The following is a 26,772-nucleotide window of genomic DNA, read 5'->3' on the forward strand; positions in this document are numbered from 1 at the left end:
TAACAGACGGATGACATGCAACCCCGCCGCCTCTATCGCCGCGAAAGTGAAGAGAGCCGTCGCTCGGCCCTGATCGCCGCGACGCAGGACCTCGTGGCCGAAGGCGGGCCAGAGGCGGCGACCGTGCGGGCCATCGCCGAACGCGCGGGCGTCACGCCGGGCCTGATCCGGCACTACTTCCAGTCCAAGGACGAACTCACCCGCGCCGCCTACCGGGCTCTGATGGACGGGATGACCGCCAAGGGGTCCGACGCCATCGAAGGAGTGGGTGCGGGACCCGAGGAACGCCTTGCCGCCTTCATCGCCGCCTCGCTTCGCCCGCCAGTGCTGGATGCGGGTGCCGTGGTGCTCTGGGCCGGCTACATGCACAAGGTCCGCAGCGACCCCGACCTGATGGCGGTGCACGAAGCCGCCTACCTGGCTTACCGCGACACGCTGCAGCGACTGATCGAAACCCTCCCCCGCACGACCCGACCCGGTCAGACCCGCGGGGAAGCCATCGCCTGCAACGCCCTGATCGACGGGCTCTGGGTCGAAGGCTCGCTCCTTCCCGCCACCTTCGCCCCGGGCGAGATCGTCACCATCGGTCTTACGTCGGTCGGTGCCATCCTTGGCGTCGACCTGATGGCCCATACCGCCATGCTGCCAGATTTCGGAAAGTCCCTGCCATGAGATACGCCTCCGTCACCGACCGCCTCTCCGGCCTTGGCGGTGCCAAATGGGCGCTGCACGCCCGCGCCCGCGCCATGAAGGCGGCGGGCGAACAGATCATCGAATTCACCATCGGCGAACCCGACGTGCCGACGCCGGTGCGCTTCCTCGACGCAGCAAGCGCGGCGATGGCGAAAGGCCGCACCGGCTATTCCAACGGACGGGGCGAGCCAGGTCTCGTCGCGGCGCTCGCCGCCCGCTATACCGCGCGCCGGGGGCGTGAGATCACCCGCGACCAGATCATGTGCCTGCCCGGCACCCAGACCGTGCTCTACGCCATCCTGCGCACCCTGGTCGAAGTCGGCGACGAGGTGCTCTTGGGCGACCCGATGTATGCGACCTACGAAGGCCTGATCGCCCAGACCGGCGCGCGGATGGTGCCCGTGCCGCTGAAGCCCGAAAATGGATTCCGGATGCAGGCCGCCGATGTGGCCCCCCGGATCACCCCGCGCAGCCGGGTCCTGTTCCTGAACTCGCCCCACAACCCGACCGGCGCCGTCCTCAGGCCCGAGGACATCCGCGCCCTTGGCGACCTCGCAAGGGCGCACGACCTCTGGATCCACTGCGACGAAGTCTACGAGGATCTGGTCTTCCCCGGCGTCACCTTCACCTCGCCGCTGAACGACCCCGACCTCGCCGACCGCACCGTGGTCGCTTCCTCGATCTCCAAGTCCCACGCCGCGCCCGGCTTCCGCTCGGGCTGGTGCGTGGGTCCGGCCGAGTTCTGCACGCGGATGCTGCCACTTTCAGAAACCATGCTTTTTGGCTCGCAACCTTTCCTTGCTGACGCCACGCAGCTTGCAGTTTCCGAACCTTCGCCCGTGGCCGCCGGGATGGCCGAACGCTTCTCGCGCCGCGCGGGGATCATCGCGGACACGCTCTCGGGCGTGAACGGCCTTTACGTCCACCGCCCCGAGGCCGGGATGTTCGCCCTGATCGACGTCCGCGCCACCGGCCTTTCGGGCGAGGCCTTTGCCTCCTCGCTCCTCGACCGCCAGAAGGTCGCCGTCATGCCCGGTGAAAGCTTTGGCGAGGGGCTGGCCGGTTGGCTGCGCCTCTCGCTCACACAACCTGACGACCTGGTGGTCGAGGCCACCAACCGCATTGCCGCCCACGCGGCCAGCATACTGGGGAACGCAGCATGACCACTGTCGGCATCCGCCTCGTCGAAGGCCTGATCGCACGCGGCATCGACACCGTCTTCGGCATTCCCGGTGTACACACGGTCGAGCTTTACCGCGGTCTCGCCGCCGCCGGGGACCGCATCCGCCACGTCACGCCCCGCCACGAACAGGGCGCGGGCTTCATGGCCGACGGCTACGCCCGCGTCTCGGGCAAGCCCGCCGCCGCCTTCGTCATCACCGGTCCGGGGCTCACCAACACGATCACCGCGATGGCCCAGGCCCGTGCCGACTCGGTCCCCATGCTCGTCATCTCGGGCCTCGGCCGCAGCGACACCTTGGGCAAGGGACTTGGCCGCCTGCACGAACTCCCCGACCAGGGCGCGATGATCGCCACGCTCTGCCACACCGAAACCGTGACCGACCCCAAGAAACTGGGCGAAGTCCTGGACCGCGCCTTTGCCGCGATGACCGCCGGACGCCCCGGCCCCGCGCATATCCAGATCTCCACCAACATGATGGGCCAGCCCTGCCCCGAACTGCCGCCTCCCGTCGTCTCGGGCAGCGCCGTGCCGCTTCCCTTGGGCCGGCTGCGCAGCCTGGCCGCGACGCTCAACGCGGCCGAGCGGGTCGTGATCCTCGCCGGCGGCGGCACCCGCGGGGCCGAGGAGCCGTTACAGAAACTGGCCGAATCCCTCGACGCCCCGGTGATCCAGACGGTCAACGCCCGCGGCGCAATGTTCGGCCACCGCCTGACCGTCCCCGCCTCGCCCAGCCTGACCTCGGTCCGGAAGTTCATCGCCGACGCCGACCAGATCCTGGCCATCGGGACCGAGCTTGGGCCGACCGATTATGACATGTATGCCAACGGGCGCGTGCCCAACCTGTCGGACATGATCCGCATCGACATCTGCGCCGACCAACTGGCCCGCCACCCCGCGAAGATGCCGATCAAGGCCGACGCGGGCGCGCTGATGGCCGCACTGATGCCGATGACCATCCGCGCCAACCGCGAAGGCGCCGCCCGGGCCGAGGCCGTCCGCCAGGCCGCGCGGGCCGAACTGGCCGCGCTCGACGCCGAGATGCCCGCCCGGCTTGACATGGTCGAGGTGATCCGCGACGCCATGCCGAACTCGATCATCGTCGGCGACAGCACCCAGCCGGTCTATGCCGCGAACCTCTACTACGACCATGACCGCCCGCGCGGCTGGTTCAACGCCGCCACCGGGTATGGCGCGCTGGGATACGCGCCAGGGGCCGCCGTCGGTGCCGCTATCGCCGCCCCCGGCGTGCCCGTGGTCTGCCTGATCGGCGATGGCGGCCTGCAGTTCAGCCCCGGCGAACTCCGCACCGCCGTCGATGAAAAGCTTCCCATCACCTACGTCGTCTGGAACAACGCGGGCTTCGGCGAGATCGCCGATTACATGCGCCAGGCCAAGGTGGAGCCGATCCTGGGCTGCGGGCCCTCACCGCTGGACATGGAGCATTTCGCGATGGCCTGCGACATGGTCTTCGCAAGCGTCCCGCCCGACCCCGACCAGCTGGGTGAGCTGCTGATCACACCGCATGACGGCCCACGCTTCCTGGAGGTTCAGGCCCGCTGACGCTTCAGGATCGGGGCCAGCACGAAGACCATCGCCACCAGGCAGGCCGCCCAGAGGAAGGCGAAGCGCAGCCCGAAGGTCCCCGCGATGACGCCCAGAAGCGGCGGCCCGACGAAGTAGCCCAGGTAGCCCAGAAGCGTCGCCCGCGCGATGGCCCGGGCGCGGGCCTCGTCGGCGCTCATCTGGCCCACCAGCGAAAACGCCGTGGGCGCGAGGACCGAGGCTCCGATGCCCATCACGAAGAACCCAAGGTAAGCCACCCAGGGCGCCCAGGCCTGCGACACGACCAGCGCCCCCGCCGCCGCGATCACCGCGCCCCACCGCAGGATGGTGAAGGGCTCCACTCGCCCCGCCAGCCACTGCCCGCCAAGCCGCGCGAACCCCATCGTCAACGCCAGCATCGCCGGCCCCAGCGCCCCCTGTTCCGGGCTGCCCCCGAGGGTCTTCTCGATATGCAGGGCCGACCAGTACTCCGCCGCGTTCTCCGTCATGAACGCGATCAACACGATCCCGCCCCCGATCACCGGCACCCAGCCCAAGCGGCCCGCCGAGCCATCCTTCGGCTTCCGCAACCCCTCGATCCGCCCGTCCCGCTCCAGCGCCAGGGCCGCGAAACCCAGTCCGACAAGGGACATGGTCCCCATCACCCAGTCCGGCCCCCAGCCTGCGCCCCGCATCACCCCGGTCAAGACCGCGCCCCCCGCATAGCCGAAGGAATAGGCCGCATGGGCCAGGTTCATCAGGTGCAACCCGCGAGAGGTCTCCATCGCCGCGACGCGGGCATTCATCAGCACGTCCGTCAGCCCCGTCGCCGCCCCCGCGCAGGCCATCGCCAGCGGGAACAGCCACCAGACCGAGGCCTGACCCGGTAGCGCGAAGGCCAGCGCCATCAGCGCGACGGACACCGGCAGTGCGACACGCCCCAGCGCCGCCCCGAAGGCCGGGGCCACCAGCATCGCGCTGATCGCGGCCAGCGGAGTGCAGAAGACCAGAAGCCCCAGCTCCCTCTCGTCCACCCCCAACATCGCCTTCAGGTCCGGCATCGCTGCCGCGAAGGTCCCCCACAACAGGCCCATCGCCGCAAAGGCCGCAATCGCGGGCCGGGCGATGGAAAGCGTGTGGAGGGGGATCATCACGGGGCTCCGGGCGCGGGAAGACGACAGCTAGCCCGCCGTGTCCCCCGTATCCAGCCCACCCGCGACCTTGCACCATGCCGAAAGCGACAGGCCTGGGTCAAAATGCTGCCACCTTCAGGACGGACAGCTTCGCCACGACACAACCACAGGTGCATCATGAGTTCCGAATACCGTCAGAAGCTTCAGCGCGCGCTAGGCCTCGCCAACGAGGCGGGTATCTCCGGCAGCTTTCCTCCCTTCCTGCGGAGTCTCAGCACGCTCGGCCTGCCTGTGCGTCCGCTCCATTACATGTCCGTCCCGGGGCTGGTGCTCTTCCTGACCCTTGGTCTCAGCGCCATCATCCTGTGCGCCCACGGGCTGGCCATGTCCGTCGACAGCGCAGCCCGGCCCATCCGCATGCTGCAGAACCTCGGCGTTTCGGGGAGCATTGCCTTCGGCGTGGTGGCAGGCATGCTTACCGCCATCGTCATCCGGTTCCAGGCGCTTAGCGCCGGTCTGCCCGCCTGGCGCGAGCTCTGACGGCGCGGGAACTTCGCGCTTCCCTTCCTGCCGATTCGTCGCTATAGCCCCCCGGTCGCGCCATGCACCCTTGGAGGATGGCGGACTTATATGGAGAGAACCTATGGCACGCGAGATCACCGATCTTCTGGCCGAGGTACGGACGGGGACAGGCAAGGGGGCCGCCCGTCAAGCCCGTCGTGAGGGCTACGTACCTGGCATCATCTACGGCGACGGGGCTGAACCCACGCCGATCAAGGTGAAATACAACTACCTCCTGACCAAGCTGCGGCAGGGCCGTTTCCTGCAGACGCTGTTCAACCTGAAAGTCGAAGGCCAGCCCGACGTGCACGTCGTCTGCCGCGGCGTCCAGCGCGACGTGGTCAAGGACCTGCCGACGCATGTCGACTTCATGCGCATCCACGACGACAGCCGGATCGAGCTGTTCATCCACGTGGAATTCGTGAACCACGAAGCCAGCCCCGGCCTGAAGCGCGGCGGCACGCTGACCGTGGTGCGCCCGGAAGTGGAACTGGAAGTCACCGCGGCGGACATCCCCGATCACATCACGGTCGACCTGACCGGCAAGAAGATCGGCGACGTCATCCACATCAACGACGTTCAGCTGCCGGCCGGCGTGAAGCCGACCATCGCGCGGAACTTCGTGATCGCCAACATCGCGGCCCCGTCGGGCCTCGTGGCAGAAGAGAACGCCGAAGCCGAGGCCTGATCGCCTCGCCTTACGGATCGCGCGGGGGGCCCTTTGGGCCCCCCGTTGCATTTCGCGCGACGCCTCCTCGTTCGACCGCGTCTCCTCGTCGGAGAGCCAGCCGCGACGAGAAGACGAAGTCGCACGAGTAGCCTCTCGCAGCCTCAGTGCCCTGGACGCGCGTCCATCAGGTCCAGAAGCAGCCGATCCCCCCGCGCCCCGACCGCCCTTCGATCGCCATGCCTCACGGATTGCACAGTCGCCGCCGCGAGAAAGACCAGCGTCATCAGCCCAGCATCCCGCACTTCCGCCGCAGGCAGCACTCCCGACCTCCGCGGCCCGCTGGTTTGGGGATGCCAGCGCTCCAGGCGCCCGTGCTGCCTAGCGGCGGAAAACCAGAGTATCCTTCTTCGCGCCCTCGGCCTCGACAAACCCCTGCGCCGCCAGCGCGGCGACGATCCGGGCCACGCCGTCCGCGCCGTAGACCTGCGGGTGCGTCTCGAAGACCACGAGGCGCACTCCGGGCAGGGGCTGGGTCAGCACCTCCAGCTCGCCCCCCTCGATGTCGCAGGAAACCACCGTGGGGGCGAACTTCGCCAGAAGCTTCCCCAACGGCCGCGCCGGTACCCGGATCACCTCGGCATTCTCCGGCCAGCCGTCCGGCCCCCGCAGGGACGAGGCCCAGAAAGCCGGCCGCTGGCCGAACTCCACCTCTCCCTCACCCGCCGCCACGACCGCGCCCTTCAGCACCTTCACACCCGGAAACCCGTTCGCCGCCAGGTTCCGCCGGGCGAGCCTCACCGTCTCCGGCCCCGCCTCGACGCCCAGCACCGCATCCTCTCCCAGGACCCCCGCCGCCAGCGCGCAGATGAACCCCAGCCCCGCGCCCAGGTCCAGCATCCGGTCCCCCGGCCGCAGATGCCGCAGCAGCGCATCCGCTTCGTGGTTCTCATAGCGCCCACTGGACAGGGCCCGCTCCAGGTTACCCTTCAGAGCGGCCTCAGGCACATACAGCGTCAGTCCGCGAAGGGTGAAGGCGCGCATCCCAGTCCCGTTGTTTGTACCTACCACCGCAGCTATATCGCAGCCAGGGCGGCATGCGGGAGAGCAAAGGATGAAACTCTGGGTCGGCCTCGGCAATCCCGGCGCGAAATATGAAGGGAATCGCCACAACATCGGCTTCATGGCGCTGGACCGCATCGCCGCCGACCACGGCTTCACCCCCTGGCGCAAGGCCTTCCAGGGCCTCGTCTCCGAAGGCCGCCTCGGCACCGAAAAGGTCGCCCTCCTGAAGCCCGAGACCTTCATGAACCTCTCCGGCCAGTCCGTCCAGGCCGCCGTCGCCTTCTGGAAACTCCCCCTCACCGACCTGACCGTCTTCCATGACGAACTCGACCTCGCCCCCGGCAAGCTCCGCCTGAAACAGGGCGGCGGCCACGCGGGCCACAACGGCCTGAGGTCCATCCACGGCCACCTCGGCGACACCTACGCCCGCGTCCGCCTCGGCATCGGCCACCCCGGGCACAAGGACGCCGTCGCCGCCTACGTCCTCCACGACTTCGCCAAGGCCGATGCCGAGTGGCTGGAAGACCTCCTCCGCGGCATCTCCGACGGGGCCGAGTCGCTTGCGGCGGGCGACGGTCAGAAATTCATGAACGCCGTCGCCCTCCGCACCGCCCCGCCCCGGTCGTCGACAACGCAGGAAAAGCCCGAAAAACCCGCCCCGGCCCCCAAGGTCGAGGAAGACACCCGCAGCCCGATGCAGAAGCTCCTGGACAAGTTCCGGTGACGATCCGCCAGCTCTTCCGCCAACAGGCCGAAGACTGCGCCGCGATGGGCTCGCCCCTGATGGCCGTCCTGATGTCCGGCCTGGCCGACCGCCTGCAACCCGGCACCCCCGTCGCCGACCACATCCTCAGCCGCACCGGCGACGAGGCCACCCGCGCCCACGCCCTACCCCTCCGCCTCGCCGCAGGCCTCCACGCCCTCACCCTCACCGGCCAGGACCCCGCCCTCGCCACCGCCTATGCCTCCGGCAGCGACCCGACCGATGAAGCCCTCGCCGCCCTCGCCCGCCACTCGGCCTTCCTCATCGACTGGCTCACATCCCCGCCGCAGACAAACGAAGTCCGCCGCTCCGCCCCCCTGATCGCCGCCGCCCACTGGCTGACCCAGCGCTTCGGCCTGCCCCTGGTCCTCTCCGAACTCGGCGCCAGTGCGGGCCTGAACCTCCTCTGGGACCACTACGCCCTCCGGATCGGCGATCAGACCTTCGGCCCCGCCGAGCCCACCCTCACCCTGACTCCCGCCTGGACCGGCCCCCTGCCGCCCCACGCAACACCCACGATCCTCGACCGCCGTGGCGTGGACCTGAACCCCCTCGACCCCATCACCGACCGCCTCCGCCTCCTGGCCTACCTCTGGCCCGACCAGCCCGACCGTATCTCCCGCACCCGCACCGCCCTCGACCTCGCCACCCGCCTCCGCCCCCAAATCGACCGCGCCGATGCCGCCCTCTGGCTGGAAACCCGCCTCGCCAGGCCTACGCCCGAAGCCCTGCACCTGATCTTCCACACCGTCGCCTGGCAGTACTTCCCGTCCGCCACGCAATCCCGCGCCCTGACCGCTATGGAACAAGCCGGCCAAACCACCCCCATCGCCCGCCTCTCGATGGAAGCCGACGGCCAAAGCCCCGGCGCCGCGCTCACCCTGACCCTCTGGCCCGGCGGCGACACCCTCCCCCTCGGCCGCGCCGATTTCCACGGTCGCTGGGTCGACTGGTCCGCGCCACCGCCCTGAGGGAACCCGTCGGAGCAAGGACCCGAACCAAAAGCCCTTTCACCTGGCACCAAATATCCCCGCCGGAGGCACCCCGAGCTCTTTGCGCGTTCTTCACGCGCAAAGAGCGAGACAAAAGGCTCGCGCGCCAGCGCTCCTCTAAAGACCCGCGGTTACCCGCGCGACACCAGACCCGTCAGCGCCCGCGACACCAACCCAGACACGGCAGGCCGCTCCAGCGCGACGAACGGCAAGGGCCGGCACAGCTCCATCGCCGCCACGCCCACCCGCGCGGTCAGCGCCCCATTCACCACCCCCTCGCCGAACCGGCGTGACAGCTTCGAAAGCACCCCACCCCCCGCCACCGAGCCGATCATGTCATCCGTCAGCGCCAGTGCTCCCGCCGCCACCAGCGACCCGAACACCCGGCGGAGGAGCTTCAGGCTCCCGAAACTCCCCGACCGCCCGCCATAGATCTCGGCAATCCGCCGGATCATCCGCAGGTTCGCGACCGCCGCCGTCGCCACATCGGCCAAGGCCAGGGGCACCAGCGCCGTCACCGTCGCCACCTGCCGCGCCGCGCCCTCGATCACCAGCCGCGCCTCGGCATCGAGCGTCGTGAGCAACTCCCGCTCCGCCAGCGACAGCAGGGCATCGGCGTCCATCACCTCGCCCTCGCGTTCCGCCAGCCGCGCCCGGCCCCAGGCCGTATCCCCCCGCGCGCCGTAGAGCGAGACCAGCCCCGCAACCACCCGCCGCGCTTCCTTCAGATTGGCGGCGGACCGCGCCTCCACCGCCCGCGTCCGCAAGCTGTCCAGCCGCGCAAGCCGCAGGAACGCCCCCCATTCGCGCAGCGCGAGCACCACCCCCGCGACCACGGCCACCACCACCAGCGCGAATGCGACCCAGCCCAGCACCACGTTCCGCGCCAGCAGGCCCGTGACGAAATCATACGCCGCCACCGACAGAGCAAAGCTGAACAGTGCCCCGAAGGCCCAAGTCGCAAAGCGCCACACGGCCGAGGGCCGCTTCTGGCTCAACGCCGCCACCGCCTGCATCGCCTGCCCCTCGGGCAATCCGTCCGGCACGGGAGGCGCCAGCGACGGATCGACCGCCTCCTCCATCTCCTCCAGGAACGGCTTCGGCGGGCGGCTCACAGCTGGTCTCCGATCAGGAACTCGACGGCCCGGTCCAGCCGGATATGCGGCGGGCCTTCCCCGGGGCGCAGGTTCAGTCGCGCCGGGGCAAAGGTCATCAGGCTGTAATCCGCGTCGAGCCAGGCCTCCGCCCCCTCCCGCGCGGGCGACAGCAGCCGCGAGGGGTCCGAGGGCAGCGCGCCGGGATACATCAGCGCGGGCTTGCCCGTGGACTGCAGCACGCCCCGCACCGCCGGAACCTCGACCCCGTCCCGTGTGACCACCTCCTCCACCGTTGCCCGCAGGCTGGCCAAGGACATCGCCTCGGTCCGCGCGCCGGAGAAGTCGGCCCGCTGCTTCGCCTCGGCCAGGAGGCTCGCCGTGATCGCCGTCAGCGCCGGGTGCTGCTCATGGTGCAGATGGTCCGCCTTCGTCGCCGCAAACAGGATCCGCTCCACCCGATGCGCCCCGAAGAGGCCTGAAAGCCAGGTGTTCCGCCCCGGCCGGAAACTGGACAAGACCTCCGCCATCACCCGCCGCAAATCCTCCACCGCTCGCGGCCCCTGGTGGATCGCGCCCAGCACGTCGGCCAGCACGACCTGCCTGTCGATCTTCGCGAAATGGTCGCGGAAGAAGGGGCGGACGACCTTCGACTTGTAAGCCTCATACCGCCGCTCCATCTCGCGCCAGAGACTTGACCGGCCCGTCGTCGCGGGCTTCGGCAAGGGCGCGAAGGTCAGGACGGGCGAGCCCGCCAGGTCGCCCGGCAACAGGAAGCGACCGGGGGTCACGTCCACCCGGCCCAGGTCGCGGGCGGCGGTCAGGTAGGCGGTGAACGTCTCGGCCAGCTGGCGGGCCTTGCCCTCGTCCAGCTTCAGCGCGCCGTCCTCGGCCCGAGCGAGGGCAAGGTAGGACGCCGCCTCGGCGCGTTTCTCCAGCCTTGCGAGCGTGCCCTCCGACCAGGCTTCGTAGCTCTGCTCCAGCAGGGAGAGGTCCAGCAGCCACTCGCCCGGATAGTCGACGATGTCGAGGTGCAGCGTGCGCGGCCCGCGCCAGGAGGAGAGGAAGCCGGCGGGCTGGACGCGGAAGGAGAGCCGGAGTTCGGAGATCGCGCGGGTCGAAGCGGGCCAGCGGGGCTGGTCGCCGGTCAGGGCGGCGAGATGCGCCTCGTAGTCGAAGCGGGGGAGCGTCACGTCGGGCTGGGGCTGCAGGTAGACGGCCTGGATGCGGCCCTCGGCTTGCGCCTTCAGTTGCGGCATCCGGCCCCGGTTGAGGAGGTTCGCAACGAGCGCGGTGATGAAGACGGTCTTCCCCGCGCGGGAAAGACCGGTCACGCCGAGGCGGAGGGTGGTGTCGAAGAGGGTCTCGCTGAGGCCCGCGCCCACGCCTTCGATCCCGCGGGTGATCCCGTCGGTCAGTCCGGAGAATGCCACGTCCCGCGTCCCTTTCCTTCGTGCGATCAAGATAGGGCGCGTGGATCGGGAATGGAAGGCGGGTGGTAGGGTGGGCAGGAATGCCCACCCTACGAATGGGTTGTCCACGCAGGACAGGGTCTCCGCCCGTAATGGTTTCAAGCACTTGGCCGTGGGCGTTAGGATTTTGGCAAGGATTGCGCGGCCACCTGCTTCCGAGGTAGCAAGGCCCATGCCCCGCTATGCCCTGCAGATCGAATACGACGGCGGCCCCTTCGCGGGCTGGCAGCGGCAGGCGCATGGGCTGCCCTCGGTGCAAGAGGCGGTCGAGCGCGCCTTGGCCAAGCTGGAACCCGGCCCGCACACCATCGCCGCTGCCGGGCGCACCGATGCGGGCGTTCATGCGACGGCGCAGGTGGCGCACGCGGACCTGGCGAAGGACTGGGACCCGTTCAAGCTCGCCTCGGCGCTGAACGCGCATCTGCGGCCCGACCCCGTGGCGATCCTGGCCGCCGCGAAAGTCCCCGACGACTTCCACGCCCGCTTCTCGGCCACCGGCAGGCGCTACACCTTCCGGCTGGTGGCCCGCCGTGCGCCGGTGACGCATGACCGGGGGCTCGTCTGGCAAGTGCTGAACCGGCTGGACCTCGACGCCATGCGGGCAGGCGCCGCCGAACTCATCGGCCTGCACGACTTCACCACCTTCCGCTCCACCCTCTGCCAGGCGAAAAGCCCGGTGAAGACGCTGGACCGGATCGAGATCACCGAACACCCCTACCCCGGCGGCACCGAATACCGCTTCGACCTCGCCGCGCGCAGCTTCCTGCACAACCAGGTCCGGTCGATCGTCGGCACGCTAGAGCGCGTCGGGGCCAGAGCCTGGACACCCCAGGACGTCCGCGCCGCGCTGGAGGCGAGGGACCGCGCCGCCTGCGGCCCTGTCTGCCCGCCGCAGGGGCTTTACCTGGTGGGCGTCACCTACCCGGACGATCCCTTCGCACAGTGACAGTCCTCCGGAGTTTTCGAAAACTCCGGGACGGAGCCTTCAAAGGCTCCGGTCCGATTTCTTCCAAGAAATCGGAGCAAGACCGGGCGCCGAAGATGAGGCCCTCCCTCACCCCGCCAGCAACCGCCGCACCTCGTCGCGGAGGTCCTTCAGCTCGAAGGGCTTCGAGATGAACCCGTCTGCACCCAGTTCCATCCCCTTCCGCCGCTCGATCACCGAACCGCGCGCCGTCATCATCAGCACCTTGACCCCGGCCAGCGCCGGATCGGTGCGGATGTGCCCGCAGATCTCGTAACCCGACACCTCGGGCAGCATCACGTCCAGAAGCACCAGGTCCGGCAGCGTATCGCGGATCCTGGGCAGCGCCTCGGCCCCCGAGGCCACCCGGTCATGCGCATAGCCTTCGCGGATGATCAGGAATTCCAGCGCGGTGGCGATGTTGTCCTCGTCCTCGACGACCAGGACACGCGGCGCGCGCAGGGGGGTGCCGGCTTGCACCAGCGTCACGGCCGGCGCTCCTGGGGGGTTGTGCGGGATGCGGGGATCGGGGAGTGTGACGCAATGGGAGGACGACGCGTGACCGAGCTTATCCAATCGCAACTGATGGACCCGTTCCGCATCGGCCTGATCGTGGCCCTGGTGTACACGATGTTCCGCACCCGCGCGGCGACCGGCACGGCCATTCCCCTGGCCCTGGGCGTGGTCTTCGTCGCGGTGATCCTGCCCACCACCAACCCGCCGCGGGCCGGCACCGTCACGGATGCCGTGCTGGCGGGGCTCGTCTCGAACCTGATCATACTTGGCATCGTCCTGGCCCTTGCAATGATCGTCCGGCGTCTGCGCGGCTAGGGGCGGAACCCCGCGCCGCACCCGTTCAAATTCCATCGGCGGAAAAAACGGCGGGCACGGGGATCCGGCCCGCCAGTCTGCGCCCAGAAGAACCCCGCCCGGGCTCGTCAGGAAGCAGAGGTGTCCGGGCCGAGGCACCTGCCCCGGCCCGGACCTTGACCCTTAGCGCGACGCGTCGTCGGCGAAGATGTCCTTCTTGTGGGTCCCGCCCGGCACGAAGAGCGCGCCGATCACCACGGTCATCAGGGCGATGATGATCGGGTACCACAGACCACCGTAGACCGACCCGGTCTGCGCCGAGATCGCGAAGGCGGTCGCGGGCATCAGGCCACCGAACCAGCCGTTGCCGATGTGGTAGGGCAGCGACAGGCCGGAGTAGCGGATGCGGGTCGGGAAGAGCTCGACCAGCATGGCCGCGATCGGACCATAGACCATCGTCACCAGCAGGATCAGGTAGGTCAGGATGGCGATGATCGTCAGCTTCTGCGCGGTGAAGATGTCGACGAAGTTCTGCGCCACCGCGATGGTGGTGTTGTCCTTCGCCACCAGCGGATAGCCCGCCGCCGCGATGGCATCGTTCACTGCCTTGGTGAAGGCCGCCGGAACGCCCTTCTCGGCATCAAGCGCCGCCTGGGCCGCGTCGATGGCCGCCTGGTCGGTGCCGGCCTTGGCGGTTTCCAGCGCCGCGGTCAGCTCGGCCACCTTGGCGGTGTTTTCCGAACCGACGTAGGACGGGATCTCCGTGTCGCCGATCTTGACGGTGGCGATGCTGCCAGCCGGAGCTTCGACGGTCTCGTAGTTCACCGAAGCGCGCGACAGGAGCGCCTTGGTGATGTCGCAGGAGTTGGTGAACTTCGCCGTACCGACCGGGTTGAACTGGAACGAGCAGTCAGCCGGGTCTGCGGTCACCGTCACCGGAACCTGGTGCGCGGCGTGCAGCATCGGGTTGGCGGTCGCGGTCAGCAGCGGGAACACGAACTTGTAGGTCAGCGCCGCGATGAGGCAGCCCGCCAGGATGATCGGCTTGCGACCGATGCGGTCCGAGAGCGACCCGAAGAACAGGAAGCCCGCCGTGCCAAGGATCAGCGACCAGGCCACGAAGACGTTGGCGCTGAACGCGTCGACCTTGATCACGTTCTGCAGGAAGAACAGCGCGTAGAACTGGCCCGAGTACCAGACCACGGCCTGACCGGCGACAAGGCCGAACAGCGCGATCAGGGCGATCTTGCCGTTCTTCCAGGTGCCGAAAGCCTCGCGCAGCGGTGCCTTCGAAGCCGCACCCTCTTCCTTCATCTTCTTGAAGGCCGGGGATTCGTTCATCTGCAGGCGGATGTAGAGCGAGATCAGCAGAAGGAAGATCGAGCCGAGGAACGGGATCCGCCAGCCCCAGGCGTTGAACGCCTTCATCATCTGCGGGGTGCCGTCGGCGTTCATCATCGCCACGCCGGCCGCGTCAAGGACGGGCTGGTCGGGGTAGTTGCCGTTCACATAGCCCTGCACCATCAGGATCACGATGAGCGAGAGCAGAAGGCCCAGCGTCGCCGTGGTCTGGATGAAGGCGGTGAAGTAGCCGCGCTGGTTGGCCGGGGCGTGTTCGGCCACATAGACCGCCGCACCGCCGTACTCGCCGCCGAGTGCGAGGCCCTGCAGCATCCGCAAGGCGATCAGGATGATCGGCGCGGCGACGCCCCAGGAATAGTAGTTGGGCAGCAGACCCACGATGAAGGTCGAGAAGCCCATGATCAGGATGGTCATCAGGAACGTGTACTTGCGGCCGATGAGGTCGCCCAGCATCCCGAAGACCAGCGCGCCGAACGGGCGCACGATGAAGCCCGCGGCGAAGGCGAGCAGCGCAAAGACGTTCCGGGTCGCTTCCGGGAACGGCGTGAAGAACTGCGCGCCGATGATCGCGGCGAGCGAGCCGTAAAGGTAGAAGTCGTACCACTCGAAGATCGTCCCGGCCGAGGAGGCGAGAATGACCTTCTTCTCCTCCCGGGTCATGGGACGCGAGCGGTCGCGCACGTCCGTGGTTACTGTCGTCATTGGTTCCTCCTAGTTGCCCCGTCGGGGGCGTTCCCCATGAGTTTCGGCCTCTTGCCCGCCCGTGAGACGGGCCGGGCCTTCTCTCCCCGGTTTTTGGCCGGGGCCTCATCCGGAAGGCCAGGCGTGCCTGCCCCTCCCCCTCTCCGTCCGCCCCCGGTCTCCTCAGCCCCGGGACGGTCCAGATCTCATGCCGCGACGCGCCCGACGATCTCGGCCAGCCTGGCGCGGATGCCGTCGATGGAACCCATCGCCGGAACCCGCTCCAGCACTGACAGCCGGTCGTAATGTGCGATCAGCGGCGCCGTCTGGGCGTGGTAGGCGGTCAGCCTCTCGCGCACCGTTTCGGCATTGTCGTCGGCGCGGCGCTTGAAGGCCGTGCCGCCACACTTGTCGCAGGTCCCCGCCTTTGCGGGCTGCTTGAACTCGTCATGATAGCCTTCGCCGCAGCCGGCGCAGGTGTAGCGGCCCGAGACGCGGGCGACCATCGCCTCGTCGTCGACCTCCAGGCTGATGGCGGCGGTGACCTTCTGCCCGGCGTCAGCCAGCAGGCCATCCAGCGCCGCCGCCTGCCCCGCCGTGCGTGGGAAGCCGTCCAGGATGATGCCCCGTGCCACGTCCGGCTGGGCCATCCGGTCCTTCAGGATCGCCAGCACGATCTCGTCGCTGACGAGCTGCCCGGCCTCCATCACTGCCTTGGCGCGCTTGCCCGCCTCGGTCCCTGCCGCGACGGCGGCGCGCAGCAGGTCTCCGGTGGACAGCTGGACAAGGCCGAAGTCCTCTTCCAGCATCCGCGCCTGCGTGCCCTTGCCCGCACCGGGGGGGCCGAGAAGGATCAGGACAGGACCCATTTCAACCCCGGTTCATGCGGTTGGCGATCAGGTCGTCGACGACCGACGGATCGGCCAGCGTCGAGGTATCGCCCAGCGAGCCGAAGTCGTTCTCGGCGATCTTGCGCAGGATGCGGCGCATGATCTTGCCCGAGCGGGTCTTCGGCAGGCCCGGCGCCCACTGGATCAGGTCGGGCTTGGCAATCGGCCCGATCTCGTTGCGGACCCAGGCTTCCAGCTTCTTGCGCAGGTCCTCGGAGGGTTCGATCCCCTTCATCAGGGTGACATAGGCATAGATGCCCTGCCCCTTGATGTCGTGCGGGTAGCCGACGACGGCCGCCTCGGCCACGGCCTCATGCGCCACGAGCGCGCTTTCGACCTCCGCCGTGCCCATCCGGTGGCCCGAGACGTTGATCACGTCATCGACGCGGCCGGTGATCCAGTAGTAGCCGTCCGCATCGCGGCGGCAGCCGTCGCCGGTGAAGTAGTACCCCTTGTACTGGCTGAAATAGGCTTCCTCGAACCGCTGGTGGTCGCCCCAGAGCGTCCGCATCTGCCCCGGCCAGCTGTCGGCGAAGCAGAGGACCCCCTCGGTCTCCACCGCCTCCTGCACCGCGCCCGAGGCGGCATCCAGCACCACCGGCTTGACCCCGAAGAAGGGCTTCGTCGCCGAACCCGGCTTGGTCGGAATCGCGCCCGGGATCGGCGTCAGCATGTGCCCGCCGGTCTCGGTCTGCCAGAAGGTGTCGACGATCGGCAGCTTCCCCTTGCCGACATGGGTGTTGTACCAGGCCCAGGCCTCGGGGTTGATCGGCTCGCCCACGGAACCCAGCAGCTTCAGCGACGACAGGTCGTGCTTTTCCACCCACTCCGTCCCCAGACCCATCAGGCTGCGGATCGCCGTCGGCGCGGTGTAGAACTGGTTGACCTTGTGCTTGGCACAGACCTCCCAGAAGCGGCCCGCATCCGGATAGGTCGGCACGCCTTCGAACATCAGAGTCGTGGCGCCATTGGAAAGCGGCCCGTAGACGATGTAGCTGTGCCCCGTGACCCAGCCCACGTCCGCCGTGCACCAGAAGACGTCCCCGTCATGGTAGTCGAAGGTGATCTGCTGCGTCATCGAGGCATAGACGAGATACCCCCCCGTCGTATGCACCACGCCCTTGGGCTTCCCGGTCGAGCCCGAGGTGTAAAGGATGAACATCGGGTCTTCCGCGCCCACCTCGATGTAGGGGCAATAGGGCTTGGCCTCGGCCATCTCGGCGGTCAGGTCGAAATCGCGCCCATCCACCCACGAGGTCTGGTCCCCGGTCCGCTTGACGACCAGCACCTTCACCTCGTCCGAACAGTGCAGAAGCGCCTTGTCGGTGTTGTCCTTCAGCCCCGTCTTCTTCCCCGCCCGCGGCGCCCAGTCGGCGGTGATGACCACCTTGGCGTCGCTGTCGTTGATCCGGTTCGCCAGCGCGTCCGGCGAGAAGCCGCCAAAGACGATGGAATGGATCGCCCCGATCCGCGTGCAGGCCAGCATCGCATAGGCCGCCTCGGGGATCATCGGCATGTAGAGGACCACCCGGTCGCCCTTTGTGACGCCATGCGCCTTCAGGACGTTGGCCAGACGGCAGGTCTGCTCCAGCAGTTCGCGGTAGGTGATGTGCTTCGACGGAGTCTTCGGATCATCCGGCTCCCAGATGATCGCAGTCTGGTCGGCGCGCGTCAGCATGTGGCGGTCGACGCAGTTGGCGCTGACGTTCAGGGTGCCGTCCTCGAACCACTTGATCGACACGTTGCCCGGCTGGAACGAGGTGTTCTTCACGCGCGTGTAGGGCTTGATCCAGTCGATCCGCTGCCCTTCCGCCCCCCAGAACGCCTCCGGGTCCTGGACCGAGGCCGCATAACGCGCCTCATACGCCTTCGCATCGACATGGGCCTTCGCCACGAAGTCATTGGACGGCGGATAGATGGACTTGGCGGCTTCGGTCATTTGTCTCTCCTCCCGAGAGGGGTGTGGGCCGACACCCCGGAACAGCCTGCGAGGGGCCACGAACCCCCTGCGCGTTCACACCTTATCACTTCGTAAATATTTTCGTAACCCCATACTTTTCATGAATAATTCTGTAAATTCCTTGACTGGAAAATCGTCAATCTTGAAAATGTGTGAAAATTGTGGCGGCCAAGTGCTTGCTTTCACTCGCCCGTTACCGCTCACGGCGACGTGAGGCTGCTGCCCAACCCAGCACAATGGCCGGAACTGCCGGGCCAAGGCCGGAGTTCAGCGTGATTCGCTTCCCGGTTGCGGATCCAGCGCGGCATCGACTGCCGTGAGATCGGGCAGGAAGCGCACCTCGGGCTCGCTCAGACCTTGCGCTTCAAGCTGGCGGCGCAGGGCAGGCTTCAGCCCGACAAGGTAAAGCCGCCCACCCCGCCGCCCCGCCCGCGCGGCCAGGCTGTGGATGCCGCGCGCGCCGGAACTGTCGATCAGCGGCACGCCCGACATCTCCAGGACCAGCGCCCGGGGTGCCTCGGCGATCCGGTCCAGGACGCCGCCCAACTGCGCGGCCGCGCCGAAGAAATACGGGCCTTCCAGGTGATAGACCACGCGGTCGCTCCGTGGCTCCTCGGGCCGATCTTCGCGCGGGCGCATCCCCGCGGCCTCGGACATCCGCTTGATGAAGACAAGGCCCGCAAGCGCGAAGCCGACCACGATCCCCTCGGTCAGGTCGCGGAAGACGACGAGGAGGAAGGTCGCCAGGACCACCAGCGCATCCCCGCGGCTGGACCGGAGCAGCCCCGCGAACTCGTGCCGCTCGGCCATGCCCCAGGCGACCACAGCCAGAAGCCCCGCCAGCGCGGCCAGCGGGATGTAGGCGGCCAAAGGCGCGGCAATGACCAGGAAGACCAGCAGGAACAGCGCGTGCAGCATCCCCGAGACCGGCCCCCGGCTGCCCGCCCGCACGTTGGTGGCCGTCCGCGCGATGGTCCCCGTCACGCAGAACCCGCCGAAAAGGCCCGAGCCGATGTTCGCCACCCCCTGCGCCACCAGCTCGGCGTTGGACCGGTGCCGCGCGCCCGACATGCCGTCGGCCACGACGGCGGACAGAAGCGACTCGATGGCGCCCAGCAGCGCGAAGCTTGCCGCCCAGGGCAGCGCCGCGCGCCACAAGGCCAGGTCCGGCAGCGCCGGCACCGGCAGCATCTGCGGCAGCTCGCCGAAGCGCGAGCCGATGGTCGCCACCGGCAGGCCCAGCGCCGCGACCAGTGCCGAGGCCATAGCCACCGCGATCAGCATCCCGGGCCAATGCGGCCGGACCCGGCGTAGCCCCAGGATCACCGCCGCCGTCAGTGCCGCCACCCCGACCGCCGCCCAGGTGACCGTGCCGCGCGCGGACCACAGGGCCTCGACCTTCGCGATGATCTCTCCCGGCTCGCCCCCGGGCAAGGTAAGCCCGAACATCTCGCGCAGCTGGCTTGCTAAGATGATGACCGCAATCCCGGCAGTGAAGCCCACGGTCACGGGATAGGGGATGTAGCGGATATAGGTCCCAAGCCGCAAAAGGCCTGCAGCGATCAGGATCAGGCCGGAAAGGATGGTCGCAAGGATCAGTCCCTGAAGACCGATGGCCGTCACGCAGGCCGCGACCAGCACGATGAAGGCTCCTGCCGGCCCGCCGATCTGGTAGCGCGATCCACCAAGGAGGCTCACGAGGAAGCCGCCCACGATGGCGGTGAAAAGCCCCCGCTCCGGCCCCACGCCGCTTGCAATGGCGATGGCCATGGACAGAGGCAGCGCCACGATGGCCACGGTCAGCCCGGCCAGCGCATCGGCGCGAAGCTTGGCCAGCCCATAGCCCTCGCGCCAGACGGTCATCAGCTTCGGCAGGAACTCGGACGGGCCATTGTGGCCCCGTGCGGTGTCGGTCATGATGCGTCCATGCCGGGATCCGCCAGTAATCGCTGGCACCCAAGGCCCGGCTGCGTCCAGAAGATTCCTCTGCCCCCCGACTGTCAACAGCCCGCTTTGCCATGACCTCCCGCCCCGATCCTGTCCAGCCGGCCAACGACGACGCCCGCGCGCTTGTCCGCCAGCTTCTGTCCCTGGGCCATGCCGCCCTTGCCTGGGAGGACCCCGACACCGGCACACCCGGCATCAGCCGCATCGCCTTCGCCCGCGACCCCGAGGCGGGGATGCTGACGCTGGTCTCGGGCCTTGCGCCGCATTTCCGTGCGCTGCGCGACCGGCCCGATTGCGCGCTCATGCTGGGCGAGGTCGGGGACAAGGGCGACCCGCTGACCCACCCCCGGCTGATGATCCGCGCGCGCGCCAGCTTCGTCGCCCCGGACGATCCCGCCCGCCCCGGCCTCCGCGCCCGCTGGCTTAAGCGGAACCCCAAGGCCACGATCTACATCGACCTGCCCGACTTCGCCTTCGTCCGCCTGACACCCGTCTCGGCGCTGCTGAACGGCGGCTTTGCCCGCGCCTTTCACGTCCCGCCCGAGGACCTTTGAACGGAAAAGGGCGGCCCCGAAGGACCGCCCATCCGCAGAAGACTCGCGAAGCTCAGGCCGGCACGTCCATCCGCATCGTGACCAGCGCCTTCCCGCGGACCGCTTCGCCCCACCGGATCTGCGCCTCGTTGGCCCCCGCCCCGGTGCCCGGGACCGAATAGGGGAAGACATAGCGCGGAGAGTTGGAGCTGTTGGTGATGACCCCCTCCGGCATCACCGCCTCGACCAGCCGGATCCGCCCGCCAAAGGGCACGAAGCCCCCCGCGCTGACGTTCCACGTCTCGGCCGCGGTGTTCTGCGTATGGCTCACCTGGACCGGGTTGATGATCCACTGCGTGACGTTGTTGAAGCTGTTCCCCTCGACCCGCACGTTGCGCGACCGCGTGAAGTCCAGCGTGGCGAAACTCGTGTCCACCATGTCCACCCGGTCCACGATCGCGCTGATGCTGCGGAAGCTGTTCGACAGGATCGAGAAGCCCGACAGGAAATGTCCCGGCCCGTAAGGCTTGACGACGATCCACCGGAAGGCCGAGGAGGTGTCGGACGAGATGAACACGTTGCCCACGATGTTCAACCCGCCGAACGAGAACTCGCCATTCTCCTGCGGCTCGCTGTCGTGCTCGTTGCCCCATTCGATGAAGCAGTTGTCGATGTAGTTGCCCGTCACCACGGTCGAGACGTTGGTCTGCGTGAACACCAGCCCCGCGCGCCGCAGGCCCGCCGCGGTGTTGTCGCCCTGGAAGAAGTGGTTGGCGTGGATCAGGTGGCCCGTGCCATGCACGATCGCGAAATGCGCAAAGCGCACGATGCGGTTGTTGCGCAGCTTCACGTCGTTGGCGTTGATGTTCAGACAGATCGTCGTGCGGTCCACCGCTGGGACGCTCTGTTCGTTCGACAGGAACTGGCACATGTCGACGAACATGCCCTGGCACCCCTCCCCCGGCGAGGTGATCGCCCGGTCCGCCGGCCGGTTGAAGGTGCAGGACAGGAAGCGCTGCGTGTTCCCCGTCATCGGCAGCATCACCGCCGACCCGGTGCCGTTGTTGTTGAACTCGATGTCCTCGATCTCGAACCGCGACATCAGGCTGAAGCCCGACAGGTCCAGCATGTACTTGAACCGCCGGAAGGTGTAGGTCCGCGTCCCCGCCGCAGCGAACAGGGGCTGGCTCAGGGTCAGGGTCCCCGCACTCACGTTCTTGCCCGAGACATAGACTTCGCGCCCCACGCCCGTTCCGATCACCAGCGAGCCCACGGGGATGTTCGCCACGTTCGCCACGTTCGTCAGCGTCAGGTTGTTCGCCGTGGAATAAGTGGCGACCGAGGTGAACTGCTCGGTCGTCCAGGCCGGCCCCGGGACCGCCACAAGCGATCCGTTGCGGATCCCCCGGCGGCCGGTGAAGCTCGTCAACCCCGACAGGGTCGCGACGTCGATGGGCGAGGTGATCTCGACCCGGCGGCCGGACAGGTCCAGCGTCACGTAGTCGGTGAAGAAGAACAGCGCCTGCAGCGCGCGGCGGAAGCCCTCGAGCTCGGACCCGAAGGCCTGGCCATAGGTGTTGAGGTCGTAGTTCCGCGTCAGCACCAGGCGGCGGTTCGCCGGCATCGACACCGTGCCCTCGAACCGGATGCGGCTGTTGATCGTCACGTCCTGGGTCAGGCGGAACACGCCCGAGGGCACCAGGATCTCGCGACCCTGCGCATCGGCATCGGCCGCGAGGAACGCCGGCGCGTCATTGGTCGTCCCGTTGCCCAGCGCGCCGTAGTCGCGGACGTCGACCCAGTCCATCAGCTTGCGGATGAAGATGTTGGTCACGTCCTCGACCACGATGTCGTCGATCCGCACAACGCCGCCATTGGCCCCGGTCAGGTCCAGTCCCACATGGGCATAGACCGACTGCAGCGACCAGGCCATGTCCACCCCGGTCCGGCTGGCCGGAGAGATGATCGCGCTGACCGTCACCACCTGGCCATAGCTCGTCAGGGTGACGGCCGGCCCCGTCTGCGGCAGGCCCGCGACGTTCTGCCCGTTCACATCCCCCGCCCAGGCCGCGATCCGCACGGTCGGCAGGTTCCCCGCCACCGCCTTCACCCGCGCCGTCACGCGCAGGTAAAGCCCCGGTTGGATCGGCGTCTGCGCGAAACTGCGCAGCCTCTGCGTCGCCTCGATCTTCTGCAACTCCAGGCAGCCGCCGAAGTCCTGGTCATTCGTCACCAGCGCCGCGTTCGGCTGACCCTGGTAGGACCCCGAACCCGGCGTCCCGTCCTCGCGCGACCAGAGGTTGAGGCCTGCCGAAAACGGCGGCGGCATCAGGACCAGCCCGTCAGTGATAGCCTTGTTCATCTTCGATTTCCCTCGCCTCGCTTCGCGCCACTGCCACGGGCGATGCGTCGGGCGTCCCCCGACAAACCGCGCCGTCATGGGGCAAAGGGGGTAGCAAGGAAGGCTTAACCGCGGCTCATGGCTCCGCACGGCCCGGGCGTCCGGCGCGCAACAGCCGCACGACGCCAAAGATCCTGGAACTGACCCGGAAACCCGCGTCCCCTCTCCCCCCCGGGGGAGAGGGTCAGGGTGAGGGGGAAACCCCGCCAACCCGCAGGCGGAACCGTCAGGCACCCACGTCCGGCGCGGGAAGGATCTGGACCGCGTTGATCTGCCAGCCCTCGGCGGTCTCGACCATCATGTAATCGAGGTACCACCCCGCCCCCGCCTGGTCGGTGATCCGCACGCGCTGCCAAAGGTTCCCGGCCACCTCGCGCAGGTCCATCATCTGCACGTCGGCCGGACGGTAGACCATCGGATAGCCGTTCTTGACCATCGCCCCGAAGTTCTCGGGCGTGCCGAACATGCCCTTGATCGTCGGGCTGGCGAAGGTGAAGGCCCGGGCGAAATCATCGTCCAGGAAGGCATCGATCTGGCTTCGGATCGTCTCCTGGATCGGCGCCTCCTGGGCGGCCGCTGGCAGGGCCAGGCAGGCGGCAAGCAAAGCGGCGTAAAGACCGTTGCGCATGGGCAAGGCTCCCTTGTCGGACGTCCCCTTGCGTTGCGAGCTAGACCGCCCGTCCAGAAGTCAACTGTCGCTTGACAGAACCCCCTCCGCCCGCGCCACTCTGGCCGCACCGCAACCGAAGGACCCGACCCATGCGCGCTGCCCTCGCCCTTGCCGCCTTCCTCGCCACCCCTGCCCTTGCAGCAGAAGAGACGGTGACCATCGACACCCCTCTCGGCCCTGTCATCGGCACGCTGGAAACGCCCGAGGGCGACCCCGCCCCCGTGGTCCTGATGTTCCACGGGTTCACCGGGTCACGCGACGAGCTTCCCGTCGCCAACACCGACGAAGGCGTCTTCTCCCGCACCGCACGGATGCTGGCCGAACAGGGCATCGCGTCCCTCCGCATCGACTTCCGCGGCTCGGGCGAAAGCCCCGGCGCCTTTGCCGATACCACCTTCGAAGGCCAGGTCGCCGACGGCCTCGCCGCGCTCGACTGGCTGGAAGCGAACCCCGCCGTCGACGGCCAGCGCCTCGCCGTCCTGGGGTGGAGTCAGGGCGGCCTTGTCGCCACCGCCGTCGCCGGGCGTTCAGACAAGCCCGACGCGCTCGTCCTCTGGGCTGCCGTCGCGAACCCCGAGGAAAGCTTCGGCGGCATCGTCGGGGCCGAGACCTTGGCAAAGGGGCTGGAAGCGGGCGACGCCGCCCTGCCCGTGACGCTGCCCTGGGGCGCCGTGGTCGAGTTGAAACGCGGCTTCTTCGAGGGCGTCACCACCTTCGACCCGCCGGCCGAGCTCGCCTCCTACGCGGGCCCCCTCTTCATCGCCCACGGCACCAAGGACACCACCGTCCTGCCCAGTGCCGTCGACACCTTCCTCGCCGCGCATGAGGGCGAAGAGGCCAGTTGGACCGCCGAAATGGACCACGTCTTCAACGCCTTCACCGGGCCGGAAACGCTGGACCAGATGGTGGGCGAAACCGTCGGCTTCCTGAAACCCAAGCTTCAGTAGCCCCTCCGACTGCACGCCATTCTCCTCGCAGGTCCCCCCGCGAGGAGAAACGAATGGCGCAGGACGCGCTGCCGCTCAGACCGAGGGGCGGTAAAGCGTTGCCGTGAAATCCCCGGATACCGCGCTTGCCTTGATGTCCATCCACCCCGCCGCGCGGAACGCCGCCCGCACTGCCGCATCGCTCACGGTCGCGCCCTTCCCCTTGCCGTGCACGCACCAGACCCGCAGCCCGGACGCCCGCCCGGCAGTCAAGGCCGCTTCCAGGTCCGCAGGCCCAGTCAGCACCGCCACGACCACCGCCGCATCCTCCGGCCCCCCGACCGTGCAGCCTGCCAGGGCCCCAGCCAACGCCTCCGGCGCCGGCCCCCCGATCACCCAGGCCCGCGCCGTCTCCGAAACCCCAAGCTTCGCCGCCAGCGACGGCACCGGTTTCTCCAGCGCCTTGACCCAGGCCCTCGCTTCCTTCGCGCCCAGCGTCAGGACCAGCGGCTCCCCATCCGACCGCAGGCACAGGTCCTCCCCCTCCACGCGCCAGCCCATCAGCCCGGCCCGAGGCAGCTTCGCCCGCACCTCACCCCGCAGGATGATCCCGTCGCTCTCCAGATAGGCCCTCACCGCGCCGGACTGCCCGCGCCAGACCGCATGCCCCTCCGCCTCGCGCCCCATGCCACCCTCCGCGCCCAACCGCGCGGAGGATAGCACCGGACAAGGCCGTCAGGCCACCAGCTCGCCCTTCAAGGCTCGCTCCATCAGCGCCACCGTCTCCTCGACGCCGTACAGCGCGATGAACCCGCCGAACCGAGGCCCGTCCGACGCCCCCAGCAGCACCTCATACAGCGCCTTGAACCAGTCGCGCAGCGGCTCGAACCCATGCTCCTTGCCGACCGCAAAGACCATCGATTGCAGGCCTTCGTCGGAAAGCAGTTCTGCTCTGTTTTCAACCTGAAGGACATTCGTTGGATCGGTGACTTGGGCAAGCTTCTTCAACCGGCCCACCAGATCCTCCATCGCCGCCCGCTCCTTCGCGTCCGGCAGACGGAACACCCGGGTCGGAGCAATCTTGTCCGCGAAGTACCGCACCGCGAACCCCGCCGCCGCATCGAGGTCCGGGTTCTTCTCCGGGCTCGCCTCCGGAGCGTACCGCCGGATGAACTTCCAAAGCCCCGCCGCATCCTTCGCCGCCGCCACCGACGCCAGGTTCAACAGCATCCCGAAGCTGACCACCATGTCCGACGACGGCGGCTGCCCCCGGTGGATGTGCCACACCGGATTGTTCACCTTCTGCTCCAGCGTCTGCTCCGGGAACGCCCGCAGCTGCTGGTGATACTCGTCCACCGCCCGCGGGATCACGTCGAAATGCATCCGCTTCGCCGTCTTGGGCTTCTGGTACATGAAGTACGACAGGCTCTCCGTCGCCGCATAGCTCAGCCATTCATCGATGGTCAGCCCGTTCCCCTTCGACTTACTGATCTTCTGCCCCTGGTCATCCAGGAACAGCTCGTACGTCATGTGGTTCGGCTTCCGCCCCCCCAGCACCTCGCAGATCCCGTCGTAGATCGGAGTGTTCGTGGAGTGGTCCTTCCCGTACATCTCGAAGTCCACATCCAGCGCCGCCCAGCGCGCGCCGAAGTCCGGCTTCCACTGCAGCTTCACATGCCCGCCCGTGACCGGCAGCGTCCACTCCCGGCCATCCTCATCATCGAAGGTGATCGTCGCGTCCTTCGCATTGACCTCCTTCATCGGCACATAAAGCACCCGCCCCGTCTCCGGATGGATCGGCAGGAAGCAGGAATAGGTCTGCTGCCGCTCCTCCCGCAAAGACGCCAGCATGATCGCCATGATCCGGTCATACCGCTCCGCGCACAGCCGCAGCGTATCGTCGAACCGCCCGCTCTTGTAGAACTCCGTGGCCGAGATGAACTCATACTCGAACCCGAAAGTGTCCAGGAACCGCCGCAGCATCGCGTTGTTGTGGTGGCCGAAACTCTCGAACTCCCCATACGGATCGGGAACCGAGGTCAACGGCTTCTGCATATGCTGCCTCAGCATCTCCTGCTGCGGCACGTTCTCCGGCACCTTCCGCATCCCGTCCACGTCGTCCGAGAAACAGATCAGCCGCGTCGGAATGTCGCTGATGATCTCGAACGCCCGCCGGATCATCGTCGTCCGCGCCACTTCCCCGAAGGTCCCGATATGCGGCAACCCCGACGGCCCATAGCCCGTCTCGAACAACACATATCCCTTCTTCGGCGGCGCCTTCTCGTACCGTTTCAGGACCGCGCGGGCCTCTTCAAAGGGCCAGGCCTTCGAATTCATCGCCGCATCGCGCAGGGAAGTCATGTCATCTCTCCTGAAACGCCGGGCCTCTCCCGGCCCGCCGTCCTCTATTGCCCCCCCACGCCTGCGTCAATAATCTGCCAGCCAAACCCGTGCCAGGAGCCG

General features: G+C 68.2%; 24 protein-coding genes. 11 read left to right on the forward strand and 13 right to left on the reverse strand.

The window, feature by feature from the left end:
* Positions 1–15 precede the first annotated feature (15 nt).
* The 3 genes from ACE3Q6_RS18340 to ACE3Q6_RS18350 are packed head-to-tail and all read left to right on the forward strand — an operon-like array spanning position 16 to position 3,436.
* Entirely contained in the window at positions 16–672 is a 657-nt protein-coding gene (locus ACE3Q6_RS18340; protein WP_374435618.1) for a TetR/AcrR family transcriptional regulator, read from the forward strand.
* Entirely contained in the window at positions 669–1,856 is a 1,188-nt protein-coding gene (locus ACE3Q6_RS18345) for a pyridoxal phosphate-dependent aminotransferase (RefSeq protein ID WP_374435620.1), read from the forward strand. The genes ACE3Q6_RS18340 and ACE3Q6_RS18345 overlap by 4 nt, the downstream gene beginning before the upstream one ends.
* Complete coding sequence (locus ACE3Q6_RS18350; RefSeq protein ID WP_374435622.1) at positions 1,853–3,436, forward strand: 5-guanidino-2-oxopentanoate decarboxylase; 1,584 nt, start codon at positions 1,853–1,855, stop codon at positions 3,434–3,436. The genes ACE3Q6_RS18345 and ACE3Q6_RS18350 overlap by 4 nt, the downstream gene beginning before the upstream one ends.
* Here ACE3Q6_RS18350 and ACE3Q6_RS18355 read toward each other — a convergent pair.
* Complete coding sequence (locus ACE3Q6_RS18355; protein WP_374435625.1) at positions 3,424–4,569, reverse strand: MFS transporter; 1,146 nt, start codon at positions 4,567–4,569, stop codon at positions 3,424–3,426. The genes ACE3Q6_RS18350 and ACE3Q6_RS18355 overlap by 13 nt on opposite strands.
* Positions 4,570–4,728: 159 nt before the next feature.
* On the opposite strand from ACE3Q6_RS18355, the gene ACE3Q6_RS18360 reads away from it, so the two are divergent.
* Positions 4,729–5,091, forward strand: coding sequence for a DUF6404 family protein (locus ACE3Q6_RS18360; RefSeq protein WP_374435626.1), 363 nt, complete (start codon positions 4,729–4,731; stop codon positions 5,089–5,091).
* A gap of 103 nt (positions 5,092–5,194) precedes the next feature.
* Positions 5,195–5,800 carry a 50S ribosomal protein L25/general stress protein Ctc gene (locus ACE3Q6_RS18365; RefSeq protein ID WP_374435629.1) on the forward strand — a complete coding sequence of 202 codons (606 nt, stop codon included), beginning with the start codon at positions 5,195–5,197 and terminating at the stop codon, positions 5,798–5,800.
* 360 nt (positions 5,801–6,160) lie between these two features.
* Here the strand turns inward: ACE3Q6_RS18365 and ACE3Q6_RS18370 are convergent, their stop codons facing one another.
* Positions 6,161–6,823 carry an FkbM family methyltransferase gene (locus tag ACE3Q6_RS18370; RefSeq protein WP_374435631.1) on the reverse strand — a complete coding sequence of 221 codons (663 nt, stop codon included), beginning with the start codon at positions 6,821–6,823 and terminating at the stop codon, positions 6,161–6,163.
* A gap of 70 nt (positions 6,824–6,893) precedes the next feature.
* Between ACE3Q6_RS18370 and pth the strand changes: the two genes are divergently transcribed.
* Positions 6,894–7,568 (forward strand): aminoacyl-tRNA hydrolase, encoded by a 675-nt coding sequence (pth, locus tag ACE3Q6_RS18375; RefSeq protein WP_374435633.1) that lies wholly within the window; start codon positions 6,894–6,896, stop codon positions 7,566–7,568.
* A complete protein-coding gene (locus ACE3Q6_RS18380; RefSeq protein ID WP_374435635.1) occupies positions 7,565–8,578 on the forward strand; it encodes a DUF2332 domain-containing protein in 1,014 nt (337 codons plus the stop codon). The genes pth and ACE3Q6_RS18380 overlap by 4 nt, the downstream gene beginning before the upstream one ends.
* Before the next feature lie 152 nt (positions 8,579–8,730).
* Here ACE3Q6_RS18380 and ACE3Q6_RS18385 read toward each other — a convergent pair whose 3' ends face one another.
* Both ACE3Q6_RS18385 and ACE3Q6_RS18390 read right to left on the reverse strand, forming a co-directional pair.
* Positions 8,731–9,681 (reverse strand): YcjF family protein, encoded by a 951-nt coding sequence (locus ACE3Q6_RS18385; RefSeq protein ID WP_374435708.1) that lies wholly within the window; start codon positions 9,679–9,681, stop codon positions 8,731–8,733.
* 29 nt (positions 9,682–9,710) lie between these two features.
* Positions 9,711–11,126, reverse strand: a complete 1,416-nt coding sequence (locus ACE3Q6_RS18390) for a YcjX family protein (RefSeq protein ID WP_374435637.1) — start codon at positions 11,124–11,126, stop codon at positions 9,711–9,713.
* A gap of 211 nt (positions 11,127–11,337) precedes the next feature.
* Here ACE3Q6_RS18390 and truA point away from each other — a divergent pair, with 211 nt between their 5' ends.
* Complete coding sequence (truA, locus tag ACE3Q6_RS18395; protein ID WP_374435639.1) at positions 11,338–12,111, forward strand: tRNA pseudouridine(38-40) synthase TruA; 774 nt, start codon at positions 11,338–11,340, stop codon at positions 12,109–12,111.
* Positions 12,112–12,219: 108 nt separating this feature from the next.
* Here the strand turns inward: truA and ACE3Q6_RS18400 are convergent, their stop codons facing one another.
* Complete coding sequence (locus ACE3Q6_RS18400; RefSeq protein WP_374435642.1) at positions 12,220–12,618, reverse strand: response regulator transcription factor; 399 nt, start codon at positions 12,616–12,618, stop codon at positions 12,220–12,222.
* A gap of 69 nt (positions 12,619–12,687) precedes the next feature.
* On the opposite strand from ACE3Q6_RS18400, the gene ACE3Q6_RS18405 reads away from it, so the two are divergent.
* Complete coding sequence (locus tag ACE3Q6_RS18405) at positions 12,688–12,960, forward strand: hypothetical protein (RefSeq protein WP_374435644.1); 273 nt, start codon at positions 12,688–12,690, stop codon at positions 12,958–12,960.
* Positions 12,961–13,122: 162 nt separating this feature from the next.
* On the opposite strand, the gene ACE3Q6_RS18410 is transcribed toward ACE3Q6_RS18405, so the two are convergent.
* From ACE3Q6_RS18410 to ACE3Q6_RS18425, 4 genes are all read right to left on the reverse strand, one after another.
* Positions 13,123–15,003 carry an MFS transporter gene (locus ACE3Q6_RS18410; protein WP_374435646.1) on the reverse strand — a complete coding sequence of 627 codons (1,881 nt, stop codon included), beginning with the start codon at positions 15,001–15,003 and terminating at the stop codon, positions 13,123–13,125.
* Between the two features lie 185 nt (positions 15,004–15,188).
* On the reverse strand, positions 15,189–15,851 hold the full coding sequence (locus tag ACE3Q6_RS18415; protein WP_374435648.1) for an adenylate kinase: 663 nt from the start codon (positions 15,849–15,851) through the stop codon (positions 15,189–15,191).
* Position 15,852: 1 nt separating this feature from the next.
* A complete protein-coding gene (gene acs / locus ACE3Q6_RS18420; protein WP_374435650.1) occupies positions 15,853–17,811 on the reverse strand; it encodes an acetate--CoA ligase in 1,959 nt (652 codons plus the stop codon).
* Between the two features lie 288 nt (positions 17,812–18,099).
* Positions 18,100–19,749: a SulP family inorganic anion transporter gene (locus ACE3Q6_RS18425; RefSeq protein ID WP_374435652.1), complete on the reverse strand. Its 1,650-nt coding sequence runs from the start codon at positions 19,747–19,749 to the stop codon at positions 18,100–18,102.
* Between the two features lie 101 nt (positions 19,750–19,850).
* Between ACE3Q6_RS18425 and ACE3Q6_RS18430 the strand changes: the two genes are divergently transcribed.
* Positions 19,851–20,333, forward strand: coding sequence for a HugZ family protein (locus ACE3Q6_RS18430; RefSeq protein WP_374435655.1), 483 nt, complete (start codon positions 19,851–19,853; stop codon positions 20,331–20,333).
* Between the two features lie 52 nt (positions 20,334–20,385).
* On the opposite strand, the gene ACE3Q6_RS18435 is transcribed toward ACE3Q6_RS18430, so the two are convergent.
* Together ACE3Q6_RS18435 and ACE3Q6_RS18440 are read right to left on the reverse strand one after the other, a co-directional pair.
* Positions 20,386–22,674 carry a right-handed parallel beta-helix repeat-containing protein gene (locus ACE3Q6_RS18435; protein WP_374435657.1) on the reverse strand — a complete coding sequence of 763 codons (2,289 nt, stop codon included), beginning with the start codon at positions 22,672–22,674 and terminating at the stop codon, positions 20,386–20,388.
* Positions 22,675–22,939: 265 nt separating this feature from the next.
* Positions 22,940–23,341, reverse strand: coding sequence for a DUF4864 domain-containing protein (locus ACE3Q6_RS18440; protein WP_374435659.1), 402 nt, complete (start codon positions 23,339–23,341; stop codon positions 22,940–22,942).
* A gap of 131 nt (positions 23,342–23,472) precedes the next feature.
* Here ACE3Q6_RS18440 and ACE3Q6_RS18445 point away from each other — a divergent pair, with 131 nt between their 5' ends.
* The gene (locus tag ACE3Q6_RS18445) at positions 23,473–24,330 is read left to right on the forward strand and encodes an alpha/beta hydrolase family protein (protein WP_374435661.1); all 858 of its coding nucleotides are present in this window, start codon (positions 23,473–23,475) and stop codon (positions 24,328–24,330) included.
* A gap of 75 nt (positions 24,331–24,405) precedes the next feature.
* Here ACE3Q6_RS18445 and ACE3Q6_RS18450 read toward each other — a convergent pair whose 3' ends face one another.
* Both ACE3Q6_RS18450 and ACE3Q6_RS18455 read right to left on the reverse strand, forming a co-directional pair.
* The gene (locus tag ACE3Q6_RS18450) at positions 24,406–24,996 is read right to left on the reverse strand and encodes a hypothetical protein (protein WP_374435663.1); all 591 of its coding nucleotides are present in this window, start codon (positions 24,994–24,996) and stop codon (positions 24,406–24,408) included.
* A 48-nt stretch (positions 24,997–25,044) separates the two neighbouring features.
* Entirely contained in the window at positions 25,045–26,670 is a 1,626-nt protein-coding gene (locus ACE3Q6_RS18455; RefSeq protein WP_374435665.1) for a lysine--tRNA ligase, read from the reverse strand.
* Positions 26,671–26,772 lie beyond the last annotated feature (102 nt).

It is taken from the genome of Tabrizicola sp. (genome assembly GCF_041913445.1).
Taxonomy (GTDB): domain Bacteria; phylum Pseudomonadota; class Alphaproteobacteria; order Rhodobacterales; family Rhodobacteraceae; genus Tabrizicola.

What these genes read in the sequence shown, in the direction of transcription:
- truA (WP_374435639.1), top strand. Translation starts at nt 11,338, where the DNA reads ATGCCCCGCTATGCCCTGCAGATCGAATACGACGGCGGCCCCTTCGCG.
- ACE3Q6_RS18455 (WP_374435665.1), bottom strand. Translation starts at nt 26,670, where the DNA reads ATGACTTCCCTGCGCGATGCGGCGATGAATTCGAAGGCCTGGCCCTTT.
- ACE3Q6_RS18355 (WP_374435625.1), bottom strand. Translation starts at nt 4,569, where the DNA reads ATGATCCCCCTCCACACGCTTTCCATCGCCCGGCCCGCGATTGCGGCC.
- ACE3Q6_RS18350 (WP_374435622.1), top strand. Translation starts at nt 1,853, where the DNA reads ATGACCACTGTCGGCATCCGCCTCGTCGAAGGCCTGATCGCACGCGGC.
- ACE3Q6_RS18340 (WP_374435618.1), top strand. Translation starts at nt 16, where the DNA reads ATGCAACCCCGCCGCCTCTATCGCCGCGAAAGTGAAGAGAGCCGTCGC.
- pth (WP_374435633.1), top strand. Translation starts at nt 6,894, where the DNA reads ATGAAACTCTGGGTCGGCCTCGGCAATCCCGGCGCGAAATATGAAGGG.
- ACE3Q6_RS18445 (WP_374435661.1), top strand. Translation starts at nt 23,473, where the DNA reads ATGCGCGCTGCCCTCGCCCTTGCCGCCTTCCTCGCCACCCCTGCCCTT.
- ACE3Q6_RS18435 (WP_374435657.1), bottom strand. Translation starts at nt 22,674, where the DNA reads ATGAACAAGGCTATCACTGACGGGCTGGTCCTGATGCCGCCGCCGTTT.
- ACE3Q6_RS18385 (WP_374435708.1), bottom strand. Translation starts at nt 9,681, where the DNA reads ATGGAGGAGGCGGTCGATCCGTCGCTGGCGCCTCCCGTGCCGGACGGA.
- ACE3Q6_RS18430 (WP_374435655.1), top strand. Translation starts at nt 19,851, where the DNA reads ATGACCTCCCGCCCCGATCCTGTCCAGCCGGCCAACGACGACGCCCGC.
- ACE3Q6_RS18370 (WP_374435631.1), bottom strand. Translation starts at nt 6,823, where the DNA reads ATGCGCGCCTTCACCCTTCGCGGACTGACGCTGTATGTGCCTGAGGCC.
- ACE3Q6_RS18440 (WP_374435659.1), bottom strand. Translation starts at nt 23,341, where the DNA reads ATGCGCAACGGTCTTTACGCCGCTTTGCTTGCCGCCTGCCTGGCCCTG.
- ACE3Q6_RS18345 (WP_374435620.1), top strand. Translation starts at nt 669, where the DNA reads ATGAGATACGCCTCCGTCACCGACCGCCTCTCCGGCCTTGGCGGTGCC.
- ACE3Q6_RS18450 (WP_374435663.1), bottom strand. Translation starts at nt 24,996, where the DNA reads ATGGGGCGCGAGGCGGAGGGGCATGCGGTCTGGCGCGGGCAGTCCGGC.
- ACE3Q6_RS18410 (WP_374435646.1), bottom strand. Translation starts at nt 15,003, where the DNA reads ATGACGACAGTAACCACGGACGTGCGCGACCGCTCGCGTCCCATGACC.
- ACE3Q6_RS18415 (WP_374435648.1), bottom strand. Translation starts at nt 15,851, where the DNA reads ATGGGTCCTGTCCTGATCCTTCTCGGCCCCCCCGGTGCGGGCAAGGGC.
- acs (WP_374435650.1), bottom strand. Translation starts at nt 17,811, where the DNA reads ATGACCGAAGCCGCCAAGTCCATCTATCCGCCGTCCAATGACTTCGTG.
- ACE3Q6_RS18365 (WP_374435629.1), top strand. Translation starts at nt 5,195, where the DNA reads ATGGCACGCGAGATCACCGATCTTCTGGCCGAGGTACGGACGGGGACA.
- ACE3Q6_RS18425 (WP_374435652.1), bottom strand. Translation starts at nt 19,749, where the DNA reads ATGACCGACACCGCACGGGGCCACAATGGCCCGTCCGAGTTCCTGCCG.
- ACE3Q6_RS18360 (WP_374435626.1), top strand. Translation starts at nt 4,729, where the DNA reads ATGAGTTCCGAATACCGTCAGAAGCTTCAGCGCGCGCTAGGCCTCGCC.